Below are 21,827 nucleotides of genomic sequence, written 5' to 3'. Positions count from 1 at the left end.
TTGAGGTGTAGTTTTAGACGTTGAGGTGTAGTTTTAGACGTTGAGGTGTAGTTTTAGACGTTGAGGTGTAGTTTTAGACGTTGAGGTGTAGTTTTAGACGTTGAGGTGTAGTTTTAGACGTTGAGGTTTCTAACTAGATATACGTAATAACGCTTCATTTAGTCATATTAATAATAATAAAAAAGGACATGACATGGTAAACCAACCTTCTACTTTTAGCGAACGTGAGCTTGAAGACCATATCGTCAAAAGCATGGTTAGCATGGGCTATATTCAAGGTGACTATAACGACTTTGATAAACAATTCGCTATTGATAGAGTGCTGTTTTGGCAGTTCTTACAAGATACTCAGCAAAAAGAGCTGGATAAAATTATTAGGTTTAATCCACATGATTGGCAGGATAAAGTCCTGCATAGGCTCGATCGTGTCATCAAAAACAATGGCGTACTTCACATCCTAAAAAATGGACTACAAGTAGATGATGCTTCACTCAACCTGCTATACCCTGCTCCATTGGCTAGCAGTGGCCAGAAGGTCAAAGATAACTACCAAAAGAATCTATTTAGTATCACCCGCCAAGTATATTACTCTGCTAGTGAGCCTCTAAAATCTATCGACCTTGTACTCTTTATCAATGGTTTAGCCATTGCTACCTTTGAGCTAAAAAGCACTCACAAGAGCCAAACGGCTAGGTTTAACGCGCTTAAACAATATCAGCAAGACCGTGACCCAAAAGAGCCTTTGTTTAACTTTGCCCGTTGTGCTGTGCATTTCGCTTTAGATAATCAAGAAGCTTTTATGACTACCCGCTTGGCTGGGGCGAAAACTTTCTTCCTACCATTTAACAAAGGCTGTAATGGTGGCAGTGGAAATCCAGTTAATCCAAATGGATTTAAGACTGCTTATTTGTGGGAAGAAGTGCTAGCACAAGACAGCTTAATAAATTTACTTGGTCATTTTGTGCGTTTAGGTTGTGACGATCCTGACATCAAAAACCCTAAGCTAAATGATAAGACGCTGTATTTTCCACGTTACCATCAAATGAACGTGGTCAGAAAACTGATGGCTGACGTACAAGAGTGCGGCGTGGGCAAGCGTTATCTTATCCAGCATTCAGCAGGTTCAGGCAAGTCCAACTCTATTACATGGCTGGCGTATCAACTTATCGAAGCCTATCCCAACCCAAGCGATGATTACAATGCCATCAACGCACTAGATATCGAGAAGCCGCTCTACGACTCCGTTATCGTAGTCACTGACCGTAGGTTATTGGACAAACAAATCCGAGATAACATCAATCAATTTAGTGAAGTCAAAGGCATCATTGCCCATGCTCAGCGATCTCGTGATCTGCGTAACGCCCTTGAGTCAGGTAAAAAAATCATCATCACTACCATTTTTAAATTTCCATTCATATTGGATGAAATCAGCGAAATGGCTGATAAGAAATTTGCAATTCTTATCGATGAAGCGCACAGCTCACAAGGCGGGTCAGTCAGTGATGACATGAATAAAGCGCTCGGGGTTAAAGATGATAGTGCTGATCAAACTGACAATACTAGTGATGACGAAGAGATAGAAGACAACCAAGATAAGATTATCAAAGCTATTGAAGCGAGAAAGATGCAGGGTAACGTCAGTTACTTTGGCTTTACCGCAACGCCAAAAGACAGCACGCTTGAGAAGTTTGGTATCAAGCAAGCAGATGGTAGCTTTGAGCCATTTGACCTCTACTCAATGAAGCAAGCCATTCAAGAAGGATTTATTCTTGATGTGATTAGCAATTACACCACGTTTAAGTCGTATTATCAGATTCAAAAAACTATCAAAGATGATCCTAAGTTTGACACCAATAAAGCACAAAAGGTACTAAAGGCATATGTTGAGCATACTGAGCAAACCATCAATACCAAAGCTGAAATCATGCTCGACCACTTCGTGGATAACGTCTATGGAAAAAACCGTCTAAACGGTCACGCTAAGGCCATGGTCGTCACGCAAAACATTCCAATGGCGATTCGCTACTACAAAGCCCTAACTAAACACCTAAAAGAAAAAGGCAATCCTTTTAAGATACTCATTGCTTTTTCTGGCAGCAAAAAGGTAGACGGTATTGAATATACCGAGCCTGCGATGAACGGCTTTGAAGAATCCAAAACCAAAGACAAATTTGATACCGATGAATATCGCCTATTGGTTGTGGCAAATAAATATCTTACAGGGTTTGATCAGCCGAAGCTTACTGCTATGTATGTTGATAAAAAACTTAAGGGGGTACAAGCAGTACAAACGCTATCGCGGCTTAACCGCTCAGCACCTAAGTATGGCAAAAAAACCGAGGACTTGTTTGTACTCGATTTTTATAACAGCGTTTCAGATATCAAATCGGCATTTGATAAATACTATACTGCTACGACTCTATCCGAAGCTACTGACATCAATGTCTTGCACGAAATTAAAGACAATTTAGATAGCAAAGGTGTATATGAACTTCATGAGGTTAAAGAGTACGCCGACCTTTTCTTTGATAACGAGCCTATGGATATATTGGACTCAAAGATAGACGTATTTGCCCATCGTTATAACCTTGAGCTTGGTCTATCAGATGAAACCAAGATTGAGTTTAAGATGCAAGCCAAACAGTTTGTTAAGCTCTACGGTAGGATCGCTGCTATCATCCCATTTAACATGGTTGAGTGGGAACGATTGTATTGGGTATTAAAGCCATTGATACCAAAGCTTAGCGTCAAAACCACTGAGGACGAAGCCATAGATGAGCTGCTCGAATCTGTTAATCTAAATACATATGCCATCGAACGTACCGCCTTGGGTCAAAAGATAACCCTAAAAGATGATGGTGGCGAGCTTACTCCTTCTAACGGTAGTCCAAGAGGTGTTTATGATCCTGAGACCACAGAGGATGTATTAGATAAAATCATTGACGATTTTAACAAGCATTGGTTTGAAAACTGGCACGCCACACCAGAAGAGCAACGTTTTAAACTAATAAATCTAGTTAAGCGTATTCAAGAGCACCGAGACTTTGAGTATAAGTACAATAATATTGAAGATGAGCAATCACGCAAGATGGAGTTTGCCAATATGGTCAAAGAAATTATCGTCTCAGATCGCCGTAAAGAAGTGGATTTTTATAAGAAGTTTGTAGGCGATGAGAACTTCCAAATGGCGTTTATGCATAGCTTGCGACTGCTCGTAGATAGAGAGTCTGGTGAGAAAAGGTAAGGAGGAATTAAAATGGATATTTATAAAATAATCGATGATAGACTTAAGTTCTCTAATGGATTTTTTGACTCTAGGAACGATGATCTTGATTACGTCTCATATACATTAAATGAGGAAGCAAACGAAACAGGTTTAATATTTTTAAGAAGTAGAATTGACTCTCCTCAGAATAATAGGAAATTTATAAAAGACTTAATTACATCAGATTGGTACATTGGGGGTATTTTCGATTTATCTAGCCTAATATCTCCCAGCTCATCAGTTAAATTTCATTTTTATTGGTTGACTAAAAACAAACCAGAAAACGTAATATTCTCTTTATTTAAAGGAGAAAAAACTTACTCTAGTGTTCATGGTATAGGTTCAGATTTTGAACTTATGTTGCAAGAAAGAGTGATAACTGAACCTTACAAGCAGTATCTCGATCTCATTAATATGCTGACATGTGGCTATGAGCTCTCAACTATAAATAAACCCTACAAAGAATTTATTTTTTTTGAACAACACTACGAAATTTTAGATTTGAACAATCTTTCTATCAGCTACTATTCTCCCGAAATGATAGAAAATAGGCTAAAACTAAAGCAAGAGACAACACAACCATTATCTGAGTTAACAGATATTTTATTTCCTAAACAAATCAAAGATAAGATTGGTAAGGTTTGTAAGCCAAGGCATTTGAAAAACCTTTCAGGCTGCTTACAATCTGATACTGAAAAAGCTACTGACGTATTAATCCAAGCTGGTGATATCTTGGTCGCACGAATGGGAAATTTAAATTTTTCATTAGTTGAACATGATTTCGCTGAACAAGTTTTCGCTTCAAATCATTTTATCGTTATTAGACCTAAGAACGATTCTATCAACTCCGAATTCCTATATTTATACCTCAAAAGTGATACGGCACAGAAGTACTTTTTGCAGTTTGAAACTGGCATTATGAGTCACCTGTTTACTAAAGAACATGTCAATAATCTGCCAATAATTATCCCTGATAAGAATGTTCTATCTAATGCTAAATCCTTATTTCAAGCACTTTATAAAGATAACAACCCTGATCGTGTTGAAATAATTAATAAAGAATTATTTAATACAAAAATACCAGAAAAGCCCTTTCAAAAAGATTTGATACAAGAAATATTAAGCCATCTTCAGATTGTGAAGCAGCACTTCATTCGAGAAGTAATCGAAGGTGATTTAAGTGAGATCGATGTATGTATTAATGCAGGTGCATACAAAAGCGCTCTAATTTTGTCTGGATCGGTTTTGGAAGGAGTATTACTTGACTGGTTATCTGAAATTGATAAAATCGATTATATCAACTCTAAAACTCATAAGAAAATGCTTGGTGAGATAATATCGGAACTTCAACGATCTGAACATCTAACAGCATACCTAATAGATGCTGCATTTAAGATTAGTGGATATAGGAACATCGTTCATCCCAAAGTTTTTCTACAGAAGCGAGTGAACCTTGATAGAGTAATAGCAGAGGAAATTTTATCGGACTTAAGGAAAATCCTATCTAAGCGTCTAAGGGATAGCTGAGAATAGTACGTTCAGAAAAATTGGGATTTTCTAGTAACATAGGTAAGCCTTTAGGGGTAACATACACCACTGCATTTTGAAAGTAGGTAAGACATAAGTTAAGGCTTATTTCTTCATCTACGGGATAAGCAAAGAAACTAGCCTCTCGCCACGATCCGTCAGGACTTTCACCATAGCCTTCAAGAACAGTCAAGCCTTGACTAAGTAATTCAGTCTTTAAACCTTCATTGGCTAGTTCATTACTTGCGAGGTCCAAAGGTTCGCCCATAGGGTTCCAAGCCGTGATAAATAAGCCACCACTTGGTATAAATGGCTTTAAAAGACATTCAGCTTTAGCAGATAGCTTATCAATATTTAATACAACATCGCCAAAATAATAATTAGTTTCGCGATAGGCTTCTAAAAGAGGCTGGCTTAACATAGGGTAGCTCGATGAGGTATTAGTAATAGTTTATGCTAACAGAAAGCTGCTCTAAATAGATGTACTTATAAATCATCTCATAACTCAGCTATATCAGAAGCCGCCTATTTTTATATACATTTCAAAAATCTTACTACAACCATCGTCGTCTTAATCACATATACCCTTGAATTTCTCCAAGTGCTTATTCCTACAATCAAAGTCATCTCATCTAGGCGCACAGAACTTGTGCTTAGGTTTACCTTTTCTTTTATGCCAACAATAACTCGAGTCTGCCACGTATGCGCTCATTGACTGCAACATATTTGATAAATTATGCAGAGTTCCAAAACAGTAGTTTACAAATAGTCTAAAATTACTAATAATGCTAGTCACTCTTATTAACAACACTATTTTTCATATACCGCATTCTACTACAGCCCAAAATAAAAAATTCAAAGTCATTAACTAACTTAAGCAGCAAGTATAAATTTTGAGGTTAAGAAATGCGTAAAGAACAAAAGTTATTATTCGTTGCAGATGAGATCTCTTTAATGAAGAGCTATAACCTTGCTGTTATAGGGAATCGCGCTATTACACCTAGTCAACTAGCCATAGCAGGGATATCAATTATTGGAGCGGCGTTTGGTCCAGCTATATCGACAGTAGCAGCAAGTGCTGGAGCTTCAGCAGGAATATTTGCTAAATTAAAAAATTCTATAACTACTGTCGATAAAGACACTGTGTTGTCAGCTATTCAGCAATCATTAGGTTTAGGAGTTAGTTTAGGTCACATGACTTTAGATGAATCAAGGACTATTTCATTGGGCATGGGGCAACTTGCTAGAAACAACTGTTTCTATATTTCACATCCAATAAAACAGGATATATATATACCACTCCAAAATTATAATAAGCTACTAGCCAAAGAAAAAAACAATGTATTCATGGAGCTAGCAGGTGCGCTGGGCGCAAAGTCCATATACTTAGAAGATGCAAGTTTTTGTAATACTAAAGGAAAGATAGGTACTGACATCAGTGTCCTAAAACCTGTAGCTATCGATATTGGCATAAAAGCAAAATTTGAGGAGAATGGCAGTATAAAGAAAGAAGTTTATTCTTCTTTTGACGATCTTAAAAGGGAACCTATCGTACCTCAGCATTTGCAAAAGTGGGTTGATATGGACTCAGACTTAGGTCTAATGGCCACTCATAGGTTAAATAATGGACTGCGCTCCCATCAAATAAGCTTAGAGTTTACTGACAGCTTAGATGGTGCAGCAGAGATAGCTGCAAAAATCACTGGAATAAATAAAGGTGTGGGTCTTAAAGCATCAGCTAGTAAACATATCTCATCGACATGGGTTTTTAAAGTCGAATATCATTCGATGGATGATGAATAAACCATGCTAAACTAAAAACGCTTTTTTAAAAATAGTATATGTTTGAAACCAAATAGTACTTTAGAAATATTTAGTTACATTATATTCTGAAATAATTACTAAGTTTTGCTATGCATCCGATACTTAAGACGTGTTGGTCTATTTGTTGGTCTATAATGGTTTAAATAAATTAATAAGGTATATAAATCAATATCTTACACTCATAGTTTAACTTCCTCCTTCACCGCCAATCATATTCTGCTTAATCAAAGTCTTCAGCTTCTCTGCCTTGTCCTAAACACCTACAAAATCCTTTAAAACAAAAACCTTAAATCTTATATTTAACTTTTTAAAACCTTTTCTTAAACGCTAGGAAATTTAGGCAACCAAAACACCAATGTCAATAATGTGGCTAATAATACCGGCGGCGTTATCAGCAGACCGACCTTCATATATTGTCCCCAGCTTATCTTATAGTCTTTTTCTGCCAATACGTGTAACCACAATAACGTCGCCAAACTACCAATAGGCGTGAATTTTGGTCCTAAGCCATTCCTAAGTAAATCAACATTGGGCAAATCAGCATTCAAAGAGGCACCATTACCATCACGTTTACTATCAAGATTGTCTTCTGCTGCTAGCGCTCTAGTGTCTTTAAACTTTGATATGTTTAACGATTTCCCCGTTCTCTTTAGTAAAGCTACTGACTGGATTTTCCAGTAAATCAAACACCCGCTCTGCCGGTCGACATAGCGCCGCGCCTTTATTGGTAACAACAATAGGACGATTGATTAAAATAGGGTGCGCTATCATGGCATCAATCAATTGCGCATCACTCAATACTGGATTGTCTAAGCCAAGCTCTCTATAGATATTCTCTTTACTGCGTATTAGCTCGCGTGGGGCGATGTGCATCAATGCCAACAGCTCAACTAAGTATTCACGAGACGGCGGTGTTTTTAGGTATTCCACCACTTCTGGCGTCTCACCTGAGGCCTGCATAATAGCAAGTGTATTACGAGACGTGCCGCATTTTGGATTATGAAAAATTATTGGCGTCATAAGATTTTCCTTTTTACGTTAAAGGGATTGGATTTGGTACCGATTGATATTGCCAAACAGCCATGCAATTAAAACAACGTATAATTAAATAGATAAATAAGCACTTGATTCAATAGACCTTAACTTAAAGCATCTTTACCTAAACATAATAAATTTAAAACTATGGCAAAAAAATTACTCATTATAGCGCGAGTTGGATTAGTGGTTATCGGTGCGGGTATCATGGTGGATTGTGCCGTATTAATGGCCGTTGGCAAAATTAACTTTGGCACTGTTGTACCGTTTTTAGTGGGCAGTATCTTTGTCGCCCATGGGATATTTTGGCATGCCATCCGCAAATTTACTAGGCAAAACCCTTTCCGCAATCGTATTTGGTATGCGCTATGGCTGCTGTTTTTTATCTGGCTTATAAGCTTTGTGCTATTTCTTCTTGCATTGCAGCAGCAGATTAAACGCAGCGCGCAGCCTATACCTGAGGTCGCCGCGATTATTGTATTAGGTTCAGGTACGGTCGCAGGAAAGCCAACACCGACGCTTGCCAAGCGTTTAGATACGGCCGCCCCGCTGATTAAAGTACAGCCAGAGGCGCTAGCGCTGACCAGTGGCGGCATTGGTATGGGGCAGATGCACAGTGAAGCCAGTATTATGGCGACCTATTTACATGAGATACATGGCATTGCCTTTGAGCACATTTTGCAAGAGGGCAAAAGCACCAGTACCGCCGAAAACTTAATCTATAGCCAAGTAATTTTGGCGGCACAAGGGGTCTCTATTACAGCGCCTATTGCTATTGTGACCAGTGATTTTCATACCATTCGCGCCGCTGCCATTGCCAAGCATCAAGGCTATCAGCAGCCTATTCTGCTCGCCAGCCCAACGCCGTTATCGATTCGCTACAATGCATGGTTTCGCGAGTATTTTGCCTTTGTCAGTGGTTGGCTATTTGGCGAATACTAATAGAAGTTAATAAATAGAAGTTAATAAAATCTATAAACAATCCAACCTGTCAAACCACTCAGAGTTTCAATAAAAATAATAACGACCATGATCATAATCATAATTTTCACAATATAACCACCACGGACAGCGCTATGCTCATCGACATCTTATTAACCATTCACTTTATCTTACTGGTGCTGATATCCCTGCGCGTCCTTGCGCGTCATGATTTAACTGCGCCGGCGCGCTTAGCTTGGATTGTTATTTTATTTGTCTTACCTTATCTTGGCGTACTGGTTTATTGGATGTTCGGCGAGGTGCATTTAGGACACAACTTCACCCGCGAACGCGAGGCAATCATCGACAAACTACGTCAATACCGTCCCTCAGTGCTTGGTAGCGATGTGGCTTTATTACATGCCGTCAAGCCTGAGTATCGCGCAGCCTTTGCTTATTCAGCAAAAGCCACCGGCTTTCAGACTACGGTAGGCAATCGTGCCGAGCTGATGGCAGACGCAGCTGAGACGCGCAGACGCATGATTGCTGATTTTGATGCGGCGACCGATCATATCCATGTGCTGTATTATATTTGGCTGGTCGATGGCATGGGGACTGATACCGCCGAAGCGCTTATTCGCGCAGCAAAGCGCGGCGTTACCTGCCGGGCGATGGTCGATGGTATGGGCTCACGTAAGATGGTGGGCTCAAAGCTATGGCAACAGATGAAGGATGCGGGTGTACAGCTCAGCATTGCATTGCCATTAACCAATATCATAAAGGTCCTGCTGTTTAGCCGTATTGACTTGCGTAATCACCGCAAGATTACCGTGATTGATGGCAAGATTGGCTACGCTGGCAGCCGTAACTGCGCCGACCCTGAGTTTATGGTAAAACCTAAATATGCCCCTTGGGTCGATATTATGCTGCGTATCGAAGGCCCCATCGTTGGGCAAACTCAGATGTTATTTGCCAGTGATTGGTTGACTGAAAACCCTGATACGCCGCTCGACAGTTTTCCATATGCGACAGATTTACAGCCAAATCTGCTATCTAATAATTTTGCTGCCCAAGTGTTTTCCGATGGTCCGACCCAGCGCCACGGCACCACGCCACAGTTTTTGGGCGCTTTAATTAGCCAAGCTCAGCATACACTGATGATTTCTACCCCTTATTTTGTGCCCGATTATTCTCTGGTGAGCATTCTATGTGCGACCGCCTATCGCGGGGTCGAGGTGACGATGATTTTCCCTAAGAAAAACGACTCCTTTATCGTCGCCGCGACCAGTCATAGTTATTACTGGCAATTGCTTGAGGCAGGCGTAAAGATTTATGAGTATAAGCCCGGGTTGCTACACGCCAAAACTCTGACTGTCGATGGTGAAATCAGCTTGATTGGCTCAACCAATTTAGATTTGCGTAGCTTTGATTTGAACTATGAAAACAATATCCTATTTAGTGATAACAAACTGACTGCCGATATTATGGAGCGCCAATATCAGTATATCGCTGACTCTGATGAAGTGACGCGCGAAGAAGTGAAGAACTGGCCACTGTCTTATCGAATTTGGAATAATATCGTTGCCACCATGGGACCGGTTTTATAAATGAATCCTTGTTAATAAGTGCTTATTAAAGAAAAATGATTAACATGAAATAATTTTCATTAAATTTACTTTATTAATTTTATACAGCAGCTGTTTTTTGCAAAATGTAGATAACAAACTTGGCTTCAGTTTCAAAAGGCTTTGCGGTCACTTCTGCTAGTAGCGCCTGTCTTTTTTCGCCACGCGCACGATACGCATAAGGGGTCATGGTCATTAAATCCGCCAATTCCTCTGCCGATAAATTTAAACTACTGCTGATATGATGGGTTTGTAAAAGCTGAAAATAAGGCGCCAATTCCTGCAAAAACTTATCCGAATCATGCTCGCGGACGTCATCAAATAACGCCTCACGCATCGTTGCTAAATGCCCTATATCGGGCTTTGCAATGATTAGATGGCCTGCATCACTTAATACCTCATTGAACGCTTCTGGCAAGATTGGGCTAAAAATACTGCTAATGCCATTGATGCTATGTGCCCGTAATGGCAAGTGGGCCGCGCTGGTGACTAACGGATAAATGGCTGCAGCTTTAACTGTTTCCTTACTAGCACTGTCTTTAGCTTGCTGAGACCAAAGACGACCTAAAGCCTTACTGGTCTTTGCCATCTCTACGACGGCGGGTTTACTGATATCCGCTGCAATAAGCACATCCATTCCCGTTTGCGCCATTGCCTGCGTGTAATACCCTTCTCCGCAGCCAATATCCAGCCAGTTGACTGGCCTATCTTTTTGGCTGAGACTGACTTTCTGTGCTGTTAGTAACGCCGTCATCTTTTGGCAAATTAAGTCATTTAATGGCTGATAATTTCCAGCATTTAAGAACCGTTTGCGCGCATCAATAGATTGCTGACTGTCGCCCGGTGCTTTGGATTTTTTTTGTTGTACGGGTAATAGATTGACATAACCCTGCCGCGCCACATCAAACGGATGGGACGTTTGCTTTGGGTGCAAGCTGCCATCACAGCGCCACGTATCGTCAGCTGGTTGCATGGGTGATTGACAAAGGGGACAAATAAATAAGCTCACAAGTATCTCAAAGTCATCGCAATATGGCTGCCATTTTAACAAAGTTCAGGTTAAGTAAGGGATAAAAGGTGGAGTAAAACCATAATGAAAAACATAGAGGCAAAATTATAAACAAGCATTAAAAAAAGCCACCTCAGATTTTGAGATGGCTTTTGATTTATATTTTGTTGATGATTTATCTTATTGACGACTTAACGTAGTTTTAAAGTCATAAGCCCAAGAATGACTAGGATAATGGCAATAATCCAAAATCTTGCCACCACTTGTGTCTCTTTCCAGCCAATCTCTTCAAAATGGTGATGCAATGGCGCCATACGAAAGACGCGCTTTTTACGCAGCTTATACGAACCAACCTGTAGCATCACTGACAAGGCTTCGGCAACAAACAACCCACCCATAATGGCAAAGGCAATCTCTTGACGGGTCATAACCGCAATCGTACCGAGCATGGCACCCAATGCTAATGCCCCAACATCACCCATAAATACTTGCGCTGGATGAGCATTAAACCATAGGAAGCCAAGTCCGGCACCAATCATCGAGCCGCAGACAATAATCACTTCTGAATTATAAGCAATATAAGGTACATGCAAGTAATCCGCAAAGCGCACGTCACCTGATACATAAGCCATCGCGCCTAAACCGGCTGCTACCAAGACCACGGGCAAAATAGCCAAACCATCCAAGCCATCGGTTAAGTTGACAGAGTTAGAAGCACCATTAATCACAAAGTAGGTAAAGATAATAAACCCAATACCAAACGGCACTGCTGAGAATGGAATAATCCAATCTTTAAAAATAGGTAGCAGCAAATCCTGCATTTCACGCGTGGTGTTAATATCGGGCTGTAAAGTAGCGATATAATATAAAGAAATACCGACGAATAACGCGCCCATCGATAGCCAAAAGTATTTTTTGCGAGCGATTAAGCCTTTGGGGTCTTTATATTTGATTTTAAGCCAATCATCTGCCCAACCGACCGCACCAAAGATAATCATAACAATGAGCAAAATCCACACATAGGGATTGTTTAATCGCGCCCACAATAAGGTTGAAACCCCAATCGCGCTCAAAATCAGCACCCCACCCATGGTCGGCGTGCCCGTCTTAGCCAAATGCGACTGCGGACCATCATTACGAATCGCCTGACCGTACTTCAGCGCACGCAGACGTCGAATGACGCGTCCACCAAAAATCATACTAAAGGCAAGTGCGGTAATGACCGCCAGTAACGCGCGCAGCGTCAACGAAGAAACCGCAGAAAACGGCGTATAATACTGACCAAGCCAGCCAAACAACCAAACTAACACCGCCTACTCCTCGACTAGCGCATTGATAAGGGTTTCCATTTCCATGGAACGTGAGCCTTTAAACAGCACCGTACAAGGCTGCGCCTGCTGTGCTCGTAAATAAGACTGTAAATACGCCAATAAACTGTCTTTATCAGCAAAGGCATGGGCGCTGATAGCAGAAATCTCTTGCGCACCCGCTACGGTATGAGGCGCATATTCACCGACACACAGCAGCACATTAATGCCGGTGGTCGCAATCGTACGACCCAAGCTTTGATGCTCGCTAACTGCCGCTTCTCCAAGCTCCGCAATATCACCAAGTACCATCACTTGCGTACCCGTTTGCGCTGCCAACACTTTAGCGGCTGCGCGCACCGAATGCGGATTGGCATTATAAGTATCATCAATCAAACGATGCATACCGAGTAGCTGGCTGTTTAAGCGCCCCTTAGCAGGGCGAGCGTTTTCAAGTCCGACGACGATATCACTGATATCGATATTTAAGGCATGGGCACAAGCAGCAGCGGCTAAGGCATTATTAACATTATGCTCACCCGCTAGCGGTAGACTAATATCATGAACTTGGCTATCGATATGGAGCTTAAATTCACTGCGCTCAGGCTCAACATCTAAATGGCTGGCACTGACATCGGTATTGCCAAAGCCAATCACGTGTGACGTATGCTTTTCGGCAATACGGCGTAGCTTATTGGTAAAATCATCTTTATCAGGAACGATCGCGTACTGCGTGTCATTCAAAGTATGGTAAATCTCAGCCTTGGTTTGGCAAATGCCTTCACGGCTACCAAATTCCCCTAAATGCGCGGTACCAATATTAAGAACACAAGCGACATCCGGCTTTACAATCTCAGTAGTATAAGCAATCTCACCAATATGGTTAGCGCCTAGCTCCAAAATTGCATAGCGATGATGATCGGATAATTCGAGCAACATCATCGGCACACCCAAGTCATTATTTAGATTGCCACGGGTAATCAGCGTCGGCGCCAAGCGTCCAAAGATACTACCGAGCATCTCTTTGCAAGTGGTCTTACCGCTCGAGCCAGTAATGGCAATCACAGTCAAATTTTTATGCTGCTGACGACGATAAGCTGCTAATTGCCCTAACGCTAAACGCGTGTCATTAACAACTAATTGTGCAATATCAGCAGAAATGGGACGTGAAACGATGGCTGCAACCGCACCTTGTTCTATGGCAGTAGCGATGTAATCGTGACCATCAAAATTATCACCGGTTAAGGCTAAAAAAATATCGCCAGGTTTTATGGTACGAGTATCGGTAGCGATACGAGTGCTGGTAATTGACTTGCTTGTGTCCGTGCTATTATTGCTTGATGTTGCTTGCGCTTCAGCAAATTGCCAATGCCCATTCAGTGTTGCGGTCGCCGCAAGTAGATTGTCTACTTGCCAAACATACAGCCCTTGCGACTGAGTGCTGTTATCGTTGTCGGCTGTCATAATGATTACCTTATATATGATGACTACTTATCTTTGATATTTAATGATATCTGTTGTTCAGAAAAGCCCAAAAAAATGAGCGGCAAGCGCTATTATTTGTCTATAAAGGCTATACACGCCCTGCTTGCTCTAAAGCGTTTTGCAAAACAACACGATCGTCAAAATCATAACGAACATGGTTAATTTCTTGATAGGTTTCATGACCCTTGCCTGCGATAACAACGATATCATCAGCCGCAGCTTGATTGACCGCATATTCGATGGCGGTTTGACGCGCCGGTTCGATATGTGCACGTTGATATTGCTCGTTTGTCATGCCTGCTTGCATATCTTGCAAGATCATATTTGGGTCTTCGGTACGTGGATTGTCTGCCGTCAATACAACTTTATCGGCGCCCGCCAGCCCCGCTTGCGCCATCAATGGGCGCTTACCCGCATCACGGTCGCCGCCACAACCAAACACTGCCCACAACTGACCTTTACAATGGGTTTTTAGGCTGGCAAGTACTTGGCTTAATGCATCAGGCGTATGGGCATAATCAACGATAAAGCAGCCGTCATTAGAGGGTACACGCTGCATACGCCCAACCGCACCTTGTAGCTGCGGTATCACTGTCGCAATGCGCTCCAGACTAATCCCTAAAGCGACGGCAGCGGCGATGGCAGCAAGTAAATTGGCAACGTTAAAGCGCCCGAGTAACGGGCTGACAATATTGATGTTATTGGTTTCTTTATTTTTAAAATCTCTACTACCAAAATCAGTACGCAGCGCAATCTCAACACCTTGCAAACTTGGCTTAATTTCAGCGGCAACAAAGGTCGCCATTTTTGATGGGTCTAAACTATAGGTCCAAACCGTTAAGTTGCTAGCGTATGCTGTGTCGAGCATAATTTGTGCATGCTCGTCATCGATATTGATAATGGCGTGGGTTAACTCTGGGAAATGCGCTTTATCAAACAGCTTAGCCTTTGCCGCGGCATACTCAGCCATATCAGTATGATAATCTAGGTGATCACGGCTCAAATTGGTATAAATCGCCACCGACACCGGCATACCCTGTAAACGCTGCTGATCGAGACCGTGCGAGCTGGCTTCTAATGCCAATAATTCAGCATTTTCAAGACCCATTTGATATAAAAACTGCTGTACTGCTAAGGCATCACCGGTGGTATGGCTGGCTTGCACCAAAGCGCCTAATCTACCGTTACCCGCTGTACCCATCACGGCGCTGCTCATACCAGTCAACTGCGTTAATTGCGCCACCAATTGGCTGATAGTTGTTTTGCCATTGGTGCCTGTTACTGCAACGACCTTTGGCAAGGTCACAGCCTTCTGATATTGCAAACGTGATTGAATCAAGTCACCTAAAAAATCACGGATATTGGGTACATATAATACTGGGCAAGGCAGGCCGTCTAATTGCTGTGCGATAGCTTGGGCACTATCACTCGTCAATGCAAGGTTGGCATGAGGCGGGACATTAGCTGTCGCAAGCAAAGCTAATGGGTCAATTTCTGCTAGGATAAAAGCCGTCTGCTCAGCGGCTTGATAGAGGTGGTCACGACTTTTTTGACAGTTTGGTATATGACTTTTTAATAAGACAAAGACATCGTTGGCTGCCAATTGACGGCTGTCTAAGCAGAACTGCTCAAATGCGATATTGGCAACCGAACTTTTTGCATTCGATAGTTGACTACTATATGCGGTTAGCATCGTTGTCAATGCCTGCGCTAGACTGTGTTTATCTTTATAGTTTTGACTATGACTCTGCCTATCTTTATCGTTGCCACTAGCTTCAATCAGCTGTTGTAAGGTGACTGTGGTGCTGCTTATCGGCGAGGTAGACAGAGTCATTGGCAAATCCTAAACGGTTAAAACGCATCAAATGATTAAGAGCTGAATATTTAAAAATTTACTATTACGCCTACTGGTCTTCGGTTTTTAATGGCTTATCTAACGGTACATTATACAAACGCAGCGCCTCTTTCATGACGTTGTGAAAGACAGGAGCGACTGTTAAGCCGGCATAAATCTGACCACGTGGGTCTTCGATTAACATCACGCCAACCAGCTTAGGATTAGACGCTGGTGCCATACCGGCAAAGACGTTACGATACTGGTCAGTATAGTAGCCACCTTTTGGATTGATACGGCGCGACGTCCCTGTTTTACCAGCGACGCGATAACCGTCGATAGCAGCACCCTTAGCTGTACCACCCGGTTCGGTGACACTTTCCATCATTTGCACGATAGACATAGCTTGCTCATGTGCCATGATACGCTTACTGGGCGGCCGCTCGCCATCTTTAGTCAGCGTTAAGGGATGCATCACCCCGCCTGCCGCCAGCGCCGAGTACGCTTGCGCAATCTGCGCCAACGTCACTTGGATACCATAGCCATAACTGACCGTTGCCCGTCTTGAAGTTTCTTTTTCTTCCGGTGTGACCACAAGACCACTACCTTCACCTGGAAATTGTAACGGTGTTTTTGAGCCAAAACCAAATTGTTTTTGCATACTGGTAATACCATCAGCCGGTAACGACAAAGCAATCTTGGTCGAGGCCACGTTACTCGATTTCTGTAGTAGCGTTGCCAATGTAATCCGACCCAAATTATTATGGTCACGAATTGTATAGCCACGGACACGAATAGAGCCAGGATTGGTATCGATCAATGATGTCGCCGTATATTTACCTGAATCTAAAGCAGCGGCAACGGTAAATGGTTTCATGACTGAGCCGGGCTCAAAGACGTCAAGCAGCGCACGGTTACGCTGGTTTTCACCGGTCATCTCATTAAGATTATTAGAGTTAAATGACGGCCACGTCGACAAGGCGAGCACTTCACCTGTTTGCACATCGACAATCATGCCTGTTGACCAGCGCGCTTTTTGTAAGCGACCGGCTTTTTCAAGCTCTTTATAAAGCAGATACTGTAAGCGTGAATCAATCGTTAACGCGACATCTTTACCCGGTACTTCTGGCTTAACTTGCTTGATTTCTTTTAAGCTATTTTGCTTAGCATCTTTTAGTACCAATACCTTACCATCTTCACCGGCCAGCTCGGTTTCGTACTGACGTTCGATACCGGCACGCCCTTCATAACCGCCTTCAGGGTCATTGGCGTTTTGTCCCATAAAACCTAAAAGTTGCGAGTTCGGTTGCGGCTGTGGATAGTAGCGCTGGAAAAAGTTTTTCTCATTAACACCCGGAAAGTCAAGCGAGCTAACACTTTGAGCAATTTCAGGCGTGACTTTATTGAGTAGCGGCAGATAATGCGAGCCTGCACCCGATGGCAACGCCGCTTTCACCGCTTCCTCATCTGTCACATCGACACTAGGGTCGATAGCAGTCACTCGTTTCAGCTCATCTACCGAAATATTGGCAGCAGCAGCAAGCGTGGTCAAATCCATATTATCTAAGCGCTTTTGCATACGCGCAACCAGCTTTGGACTATCAGGATTGGTGAGGATAATACGCTTAAGCTCGTAATATTCGCGTGCATAATCATGCGGGCTAAACGACACGGTCGCTAATGGCGCACTAACGGCTAATGGCAAATCATTGCGATCGGTAATCATACCGCGATAGGATTTTTGCGTACGCACGCTGGTAATCAGCTCGTTACCTTTATCTTGGTAAAACTGAGCATTCGCCACCTGTAAATAATAAGCACGACCGATAAGCCCTACTAAAATCAGCAGCGCCAGTCCCCAAATCGTACGAAAGCGGTTTTTATCCTGCTCGACACCGCCGCGAGAAGATGCTCCAGAGGCTTTACCCAAAAAAGATCTTTTACTTTTTTGGGTTTTAACACTGGTATAAGCACCCTGCTCTTCGTTCTTTTTTAGGCGGCTAAACAGCTTGGCTTTACGATTATCGGCCGCTTTATTGTCAGGTTTGCTGCTGGTTTGCCCAGACTTGGCAGCACTGGCACGGCGTAGTGGCTTAGTCACTTTACCACTAGTGACTTTGCCACTGGCAGGTTTTTTGCTGTTATTCTTAGCAGTATCTTTAGCACTATTGGCATTGGATTTTTTATCAGTCATCGTCCTGCCTCCGCTACGTCAGCATCCGCTTCAAAAAAATCTGTTTCATTGACAGCTGCTGCATCTGAGCCATCAGCTTCGACGACTGGCGCTACTGCAACTGCCGCACCCGGTTGAATAATTAGTTTGTCTTTAAGGGTGGGCGAAAACATACCCAATTCGGCGACGGCGCGACTGGCAATTTGCGGGGTGGCACTAAAGGTTTGCTGCTCGATAAGCAAACGCTGATGTTCTACCTGCAGCTTGCGCTCTTGTTTTTTCATGTCTTGCAAGGTTTTATAATCCTGATGATATTGCTGCACGCCCTCGGCAGTTTTGATGCCGCTCCAGATAATTGCTGCCGCCAATATTAATAATATGGCCACATAAATACTGACCACATTTAATCGGCGCACGAATAATTCGCCAACATCAGTATTAGCAGGCATTGCGGTGCGACGGTTGACAGGTTTGTCAGATATTGCCATGACGATCTCAAAAAAGTGAACTTCAAATATAAAAAGCGCTAACCATTTGCGAGTGATCACACCCTCATGAGCCATCAGCACCATCAATAAAAACAAATATAAATAGAAATAAAACCAAGCAAAAAGTAACTGTTGAGCCTAGCAGAGAATGTTTACAGCTTTTTAACAGCCGCGTAATCATTAAAACATTCAGTCATATTTTAACCACATAACTTAATAGCAGTCTTTATGTCTTAGTTTATGAGTTTTCATCTGTTACATAATCCGTATCGGTACGGGTGGCCATGCGCAACCACGCGCTACGTGAGCGTGGGTTTTGGCTGATTTCTGCCTTGCTAGGACCGACGCGTTTAGGCTTACTAAAGTAACGTGGGCGCTTCGGCGGCATCGGTAAGTTTTCATCTTCTGGATACTGCCCTTTACTATGACGCTGCAAAAACTGCTTGATGCGGCGATCTTCTAAGGAATGAAAACTAATGACTGCCAACTGCCCACCTGACTTTAAAATAGGAATACTTTGTTCTAAAAAGTTATCAACATCGCCAAGCTCATTATTGATAAAAATTCGCATGGCTTGAAAACTCTGGGTCGCCGGATGCTTGCCACGCTGCCAATTGGGATGTGCAACTTTTATAGCCTCTGCCAGCTCAAGCGTGGAGGTATAACTTTCCATCTGCTTGATAGCACGAGCAATACGGCGACTGTGACGCTCTTCGCCAAACTCATAGAGCACGTTGGCCAAGGTTTCATCATCGACCGTCTCAAGCCACTGGGCAACTGACTGCCCGCGACTGGTATCCATGCGCATATCGACTGCACCATCACGCATAAAGCTAAAACCGCGACTGCCGTCATCAATCTGTGGCGACGAGATACCCAAATCTGCCATCAAACCATCAACTTGCATGATACCCATTGCCGCTAGACTATCAGTCAAGGTCGCAAAGCTGTCATGCACCACTTTTACGCGGCTATCGGTATTTGCCAATTCATGAGCAACGCTAATCGCCGTTGGGTCTTTATCAAACACAATCAAGGTTGCATCATCGGCAAGCTGGCTTAATAGCAGGCGGCTATGGCCGCCACGGCCAAAGGTTGCATCGACGTAAATGCCGCTTATTTGTAAGCTATTTTTTGCTTCGTCGTCCGTTTGCTTAGGCAAAGATTTAACACCCAACACTGCAGCGACCGTTTCTTGTAACAGCACCGCATCATGGACAAAGCTCAATTCATCAGAAGTGGTTTGTTCTGTTGCAGCAGTTACAGACTCTTGAGCAGGTGAATTAGCAGAGTCACTCTCTGCAATAAAGTCATTTTCCATCGCAGACAAGTCTCGCGCTGACTTAGCATTATCAGTGGCTGACGAAGAGGTTGTTTTAAGATCTTGCTTACTTTTTGGCTTATTATTCGATATTGACACAAACAACTCAGTAAATGACGACCATTTTGGTCAGTAATAGTAAAAAATCAGATGAAAATAAACAAGTTATGACTTGTCTAACATTATTATCGCAAGGATACACGGGTAGTCAAGCGCTAGACAGGCTTTTCGTTAAAAATATCCCATCTCTCTGTTATACTAGCGCTATATTTTACGCTATTTTTCTACATTGACGCCTATTGTTTCATCCGTATTTTTTGTTCAAAGTTGTCATTCACATTTATTATTAGCATTTTTAATTGCTATTTTTTTGCCATTTTTCACTGCCATATTCATTAACTACCCTATTTTGAGATTTTTATGATGCAATCATCGACTTTAACTAACAGCACGCGTCCTGTCCGTACCCGTATTGCCCCTTCGCCTACTGGCTTTCCTCATGTAGGCACGGCTTATATCGCCCTATTTAATTTGGCTTTTGCTAAAGCCCACGGCGGCGAGTTTATTTTACGTATCGAAGACACTGATCAAACGCGCTCAACCGAGCAATCCGAAAAAATGATTTTGGATGCGCTGCGTTGGGTTGGTCTCGATTGGGCGGAAGGTCCAGACATTGGCGGTCCGCACGCGCCTTATCGTCAGAGCGAGCGTAGTGAGATTTATAAAAAACACGCTGAGCAACTCATAGAAAATGATCATGCGTTTCGTTGCTTCTGTACTAGTGAAGAGCTAGATGCCATGCGTGCTGAGCAAATGGCCAATGGCGAAACGCCACGCTATGACGGTCGCTGTGCCCATTTAGCCCTTGAGAAAACCGAGCAATTGGTCGCTGAAGGTAAACCGCACGTGATTCGTATGCGCGTGCCAACCGAAGGTGTCTGTCAGGTACAGGACATGCTGCGCGGCACGGTTGAGATTCCTTGGACGCAAATCGATATGCAAGTGCTGCTAAAAACTGACGGCATGCCAACATATCATCTCGCCAACGTCGTTGACGATCATTTGATGGACATCAGTCACGTCATGCGCGGTGAAGAGTGGCTAAACTCTGCACCGAAGCATCAGCTGCTTTATGAGTATTTTGGTTGGGAGATGCCCGTTCTTTGCCACATGCCATTACTGCGTAACCCAGATAAATCAAAGCTGTCGAAACGTAAAAATCCAACGTCGATTACCTACTATCGTGATGCTGGCGTACTACCTGAAGCATTGCTAAACTACCTCGGTCGTATGGGCTACTCAATGCCTAATGACGCTGAGCAATTTACCTTAGAAGAAATGATTGCCAGCTTTGATATTCAGCGTGTGTCACTTGGCGGCCCTATTTTCGATATCGAAAAGCTTAATTGGCTTAATGCCGAATGGCTACGGGCGCTTACTCCTGAAGAGTTAAAGAATAAAATCTTAGACTGGGCAAGTAACAGCGATAAATTAACGGCTATTGCAGCGGCGATTCAGCCTCGTATCGAGCTATTGTCTGATGCAGTTAATTGGGGTGGCTTCTATTTCCAGAACCTACCTGATATCAATGCTGAGAGCTTTACCCATAAATCACTCACGTCTGAGCAAATCATAGAGATGCTTCAACTATCACTTTGGCAGCTAGAAGTCTTGCCAACGTGGTCAGAAGAAAATATCTACGCCACTTTAAAAGGTCTTGCCGCCCATCTTGATATTAAGATGCGTGACTTTATGGCGCCATTCTTTATCGCCATCGCTGGTAGCACCTCATCGACGCCAGTTATGAACTCTATGGCGATTATCGGCGCTGATATGACACTGACACGCTTGCGTCATGCCGTTGACGTATTGGGCGGTTTAGGCAAAAAGAAGCTTAAAAAGCTAGAGAAACAAGCAGCAGAGTTGCCAGATTTTTTGGTAGCTGAATAATCCTTAACTTTTATTAATTAGAAACAGGATTAGTAAATAATGAAAAGGGGTCAGACTATTACT

The 21,827-nt window shown here is 42.7% G+C and carries 15 protein-coding genes and 1 pseudogene; 6 read left to right on the top strand and 10 right to left on the bottom strand.

Going from position 1 to position 21,827, the window contains the following annotated elements:
• Positions 1-193: 193 nt before the first annotated feature.
• Both JMW39_RS11855 and JMW39_RS11850 read left to right on the top strand, forming a co-directional pair.
• Positions 194-3,244 carry a type I restriction endonuclease subunit R gene (locus JMW39_RS11855; RefSeq protein WP_201546701.1) on the top strand — a complete coding sequence of 1,017 codons (3,051 nt, stop codon included), beginning with the start codon at positions 194-196 and terminating at the stop codon, positions 3,242-3,244.
• Positions 3,245-3,256: 12 nt separating this feature from the next.
• Positions 3,257-4,792 (top strand): restriction endonuclease subunit S, encoded by a 1,536-nt coding sequence (locus tag JMW39_RS11850; RefSeq protein WP_201546693.1) that lies wholly within the window; start codon positions 3,257-3,259, stop codon positions 4,790-4,792.
• Here JMW39_RS11850 and JMW39_RS11845 read toward each other — a convergent pair.
• Entirely contained in the window at positions 4,770-5,213 is a 444-nt protein-coding gene (locus JMW39_RS11845) for a DUF3293 domain-containing protein (protein ID WP_201546691.1), read from the bottom strand. The genes JMW39_RS11850 and JMW39_RS11845 overlap by 23 nt on opposite strands.
• 485 nt (positions 5,214-5,698) lie before the next feature.
• Between JMW39_RS11845 and JMW39_RS11840 the strand changes: the two genes are divergently transcribed.
• Complete coding sequence (locus JMW39_RS11840; RefSeq protein ID WP_201546689.1) at positions 5,699-6,595, top strand: hypothetical protein; 897 nt, start codon at positions 5,699-5,701, stop codon at positions 6,593-6,595.
• Positions 6,596-6,936: 341 nt separating this feature from the next.
• On the opposite strand, the pseudogene JMW39_RS11835 reads toward JMW39_RS11840, so the two are convergent.
• Together JMW39_RS11835 and arsC are read right to left on the bottom strand one after the other, a co-directional pair.
• A pseudogene (locus JMW39_RS11835) lies at positions 6,937-7,140 on the bottom strand (ArsB/NhaD family transporter); the annotation flags it as partial.
• An 88-nt stretch (positions 7,141-7,228) separates the two neighbouring features.
• Positions 7,229-7,636: an arsenate reductase (glutaredoxin) gene (gene arsC, locus JMW39_RS11830; protein WP_201546687.1), complete on the bottom strand. Its 408-nt coding sequence runs from the start codon at positions 7,634-7,636 to the stop codon at positions 7,229-7,231.
• A 162-nt stretch (positions 7,637-7,798) separates the two neighbouring features.
• Between arsC and JMW39_RS11825 the strand changes: the two genes are divergently transcribed.
• On the top strand, positions 7,799-8,593 hold the full coding sequence (locus tag JMW39_RS11825; protein WP_201546685.1) for a YdcF family protein: 795 nt from the start codon (positions 7,799-7,801) through the stop codon (positions 8,591-8,593).
• Between the two features lie 134 nt (positions 8,594-8,727).
• Positions 8,728-10,179 carry a cardiolipin synthase gene (gene cls, locus JMW39_RS11820; RefSeq protein WP_201546683.1) on the top strand — a complete coding sequence of 484 codons (1,452 nt, stop codon included), beginning with the start codon at positions 8,728-8,730 and terminating at the stop codon, positions 10,177-10,179.
• Positions 10,180-10,258: 79 nt separating this feature from the next.
• Here the strand turns inward: cls and JMW39_RS11815 are convergent, their stop codons facing one another.
• The 7 genes from JMW39_RS11815 to rsmH form a co-directional block, all read right to left on the bottom strand.
• Positions 10,259-11,170, bottom strand: a complete 912-nt coding sequence (locus JMW39_RS11815; protein ID WP_320157918.1) for a putative RNA methyltransferase — start codon at positions 11,168-11,170, stop codon at positions 10,259-10,261.
• 227 nt (positions 11,171-11,397) lie between these two features.
• Positions 11,398-12,516: a phospho-N-acetylmuramoyl-pentapeptide-transferase gene (gene mraY / locus JMW39_RS11810; RefSeq protein WP_201546681.1), complete on the bottom strand. Its 1,119-nt coding sequence runs from the start codon at positions 12,514-12,516 to the stop codon at positions 11,398-11,400.
• Between the two features lie 3 nt (positions 12,517-12,519).
• Positions 12,520-13,977 carry a UDP-N-acetylmuramoyl-tripeptide--D-alanyl-D-alanine ligase gene (locus tag JMW39_RS11805; protein WP_201546679.1) on the bottom strand — a complete coding sequence of 486 codons (1,458 nt, stop codon included), beginning with the start codon at positions 13,975-13,977 and terminating at the stop codon, positions 12,520-12,522.
• Positions 13,978-14,086: 109 nt separating this feature from the next.
• Entirely contained in the window at positions 14,087-15,832 is a 1,746-nt protein-coding gene (locus tag JMW39_RS11800; RefSeq protein ID WP_201546677.1) for a UDP-N-acetylmuramoyl-L-alanyl-D-glutamate--2,6-diaminopimelate ligase, read from the bottom strand.
• A gap of 70 nt (positions 15,833-15,902) precedes the next feature.
• The gene (locus JMW39_RS11795; protein ID WP_201546675.1) at positions 15,903-18,026 is read right to left on the bottom strand and encodes a peptidoglycan D,D-transpeptidase FtsI family protein; all 2,124 of its coding nucleotides are present in this window, start codon (positions 18,024-18,026) and stop codon (positions 15,903-15,905) included.
• On the bottom strand, positions 18,023-18,493 hold the full coding sequence (locus tag JMW39_RS11790; RefSeq protein ID WP_201546673.1) for a cell division protein FtsL: 471 nt from the start codon (positions 18,491-18,493) through the stop codon (positions 18,023-18,025). Before JMW39_RS11790 ends, JMW39_RS11795 begins: the two co-directional genes overlap by 4 nt.
• Before the next feature lie 238 nt (positions 18,494-18,731).
• A complete protein-coding gene (gene rsmH / locus JMW39_RS11785; RefSeq protein ID WP_227679509.1) occupies positions 18,732-19,913 on the bottom strand; it encodes a 16S rRNA (cytosine(1402)-N(4))-methyltransferase RsmH in 1,182 nt (393 codons plus the stop codon).
• Between the two features lie 321 nt (positions 19,914-20,234).
• On the opposite strand from rsmH, the gene gltX reads away from it, so the two are divergent.
• Positions 20,235-21,764 carry a glutamate--tRNA ligase gene (gene gltX / locus JMW39_RS11780; RefSeq protein WP_201546670.1) on the top strand — a complete coding sequence of 510 codons (1,530 nt, stop codon included), beginning with the start codon at positions 20,235-20,237 and terminating at the stop codon, positions 21,762-21,764.
• The last annotated feature ends 63 nt before the right edge of the window (positions 21,765-21,827 follow it).

It is taken from the genome of Psychrobacter immobilis, assembly GCF_904846175.1.
Taxonomy (GTDB): domain Bacteria; phylum Pseudomonadota; class Gammaproteobacteria; order Pseudomonadales; family Moraxellaceae; genus Psychrobacter; species Psychrobacter immobilis_E.
This window is presented reverse-complemented; position numbering and strand designations above follow the sequence as displayed.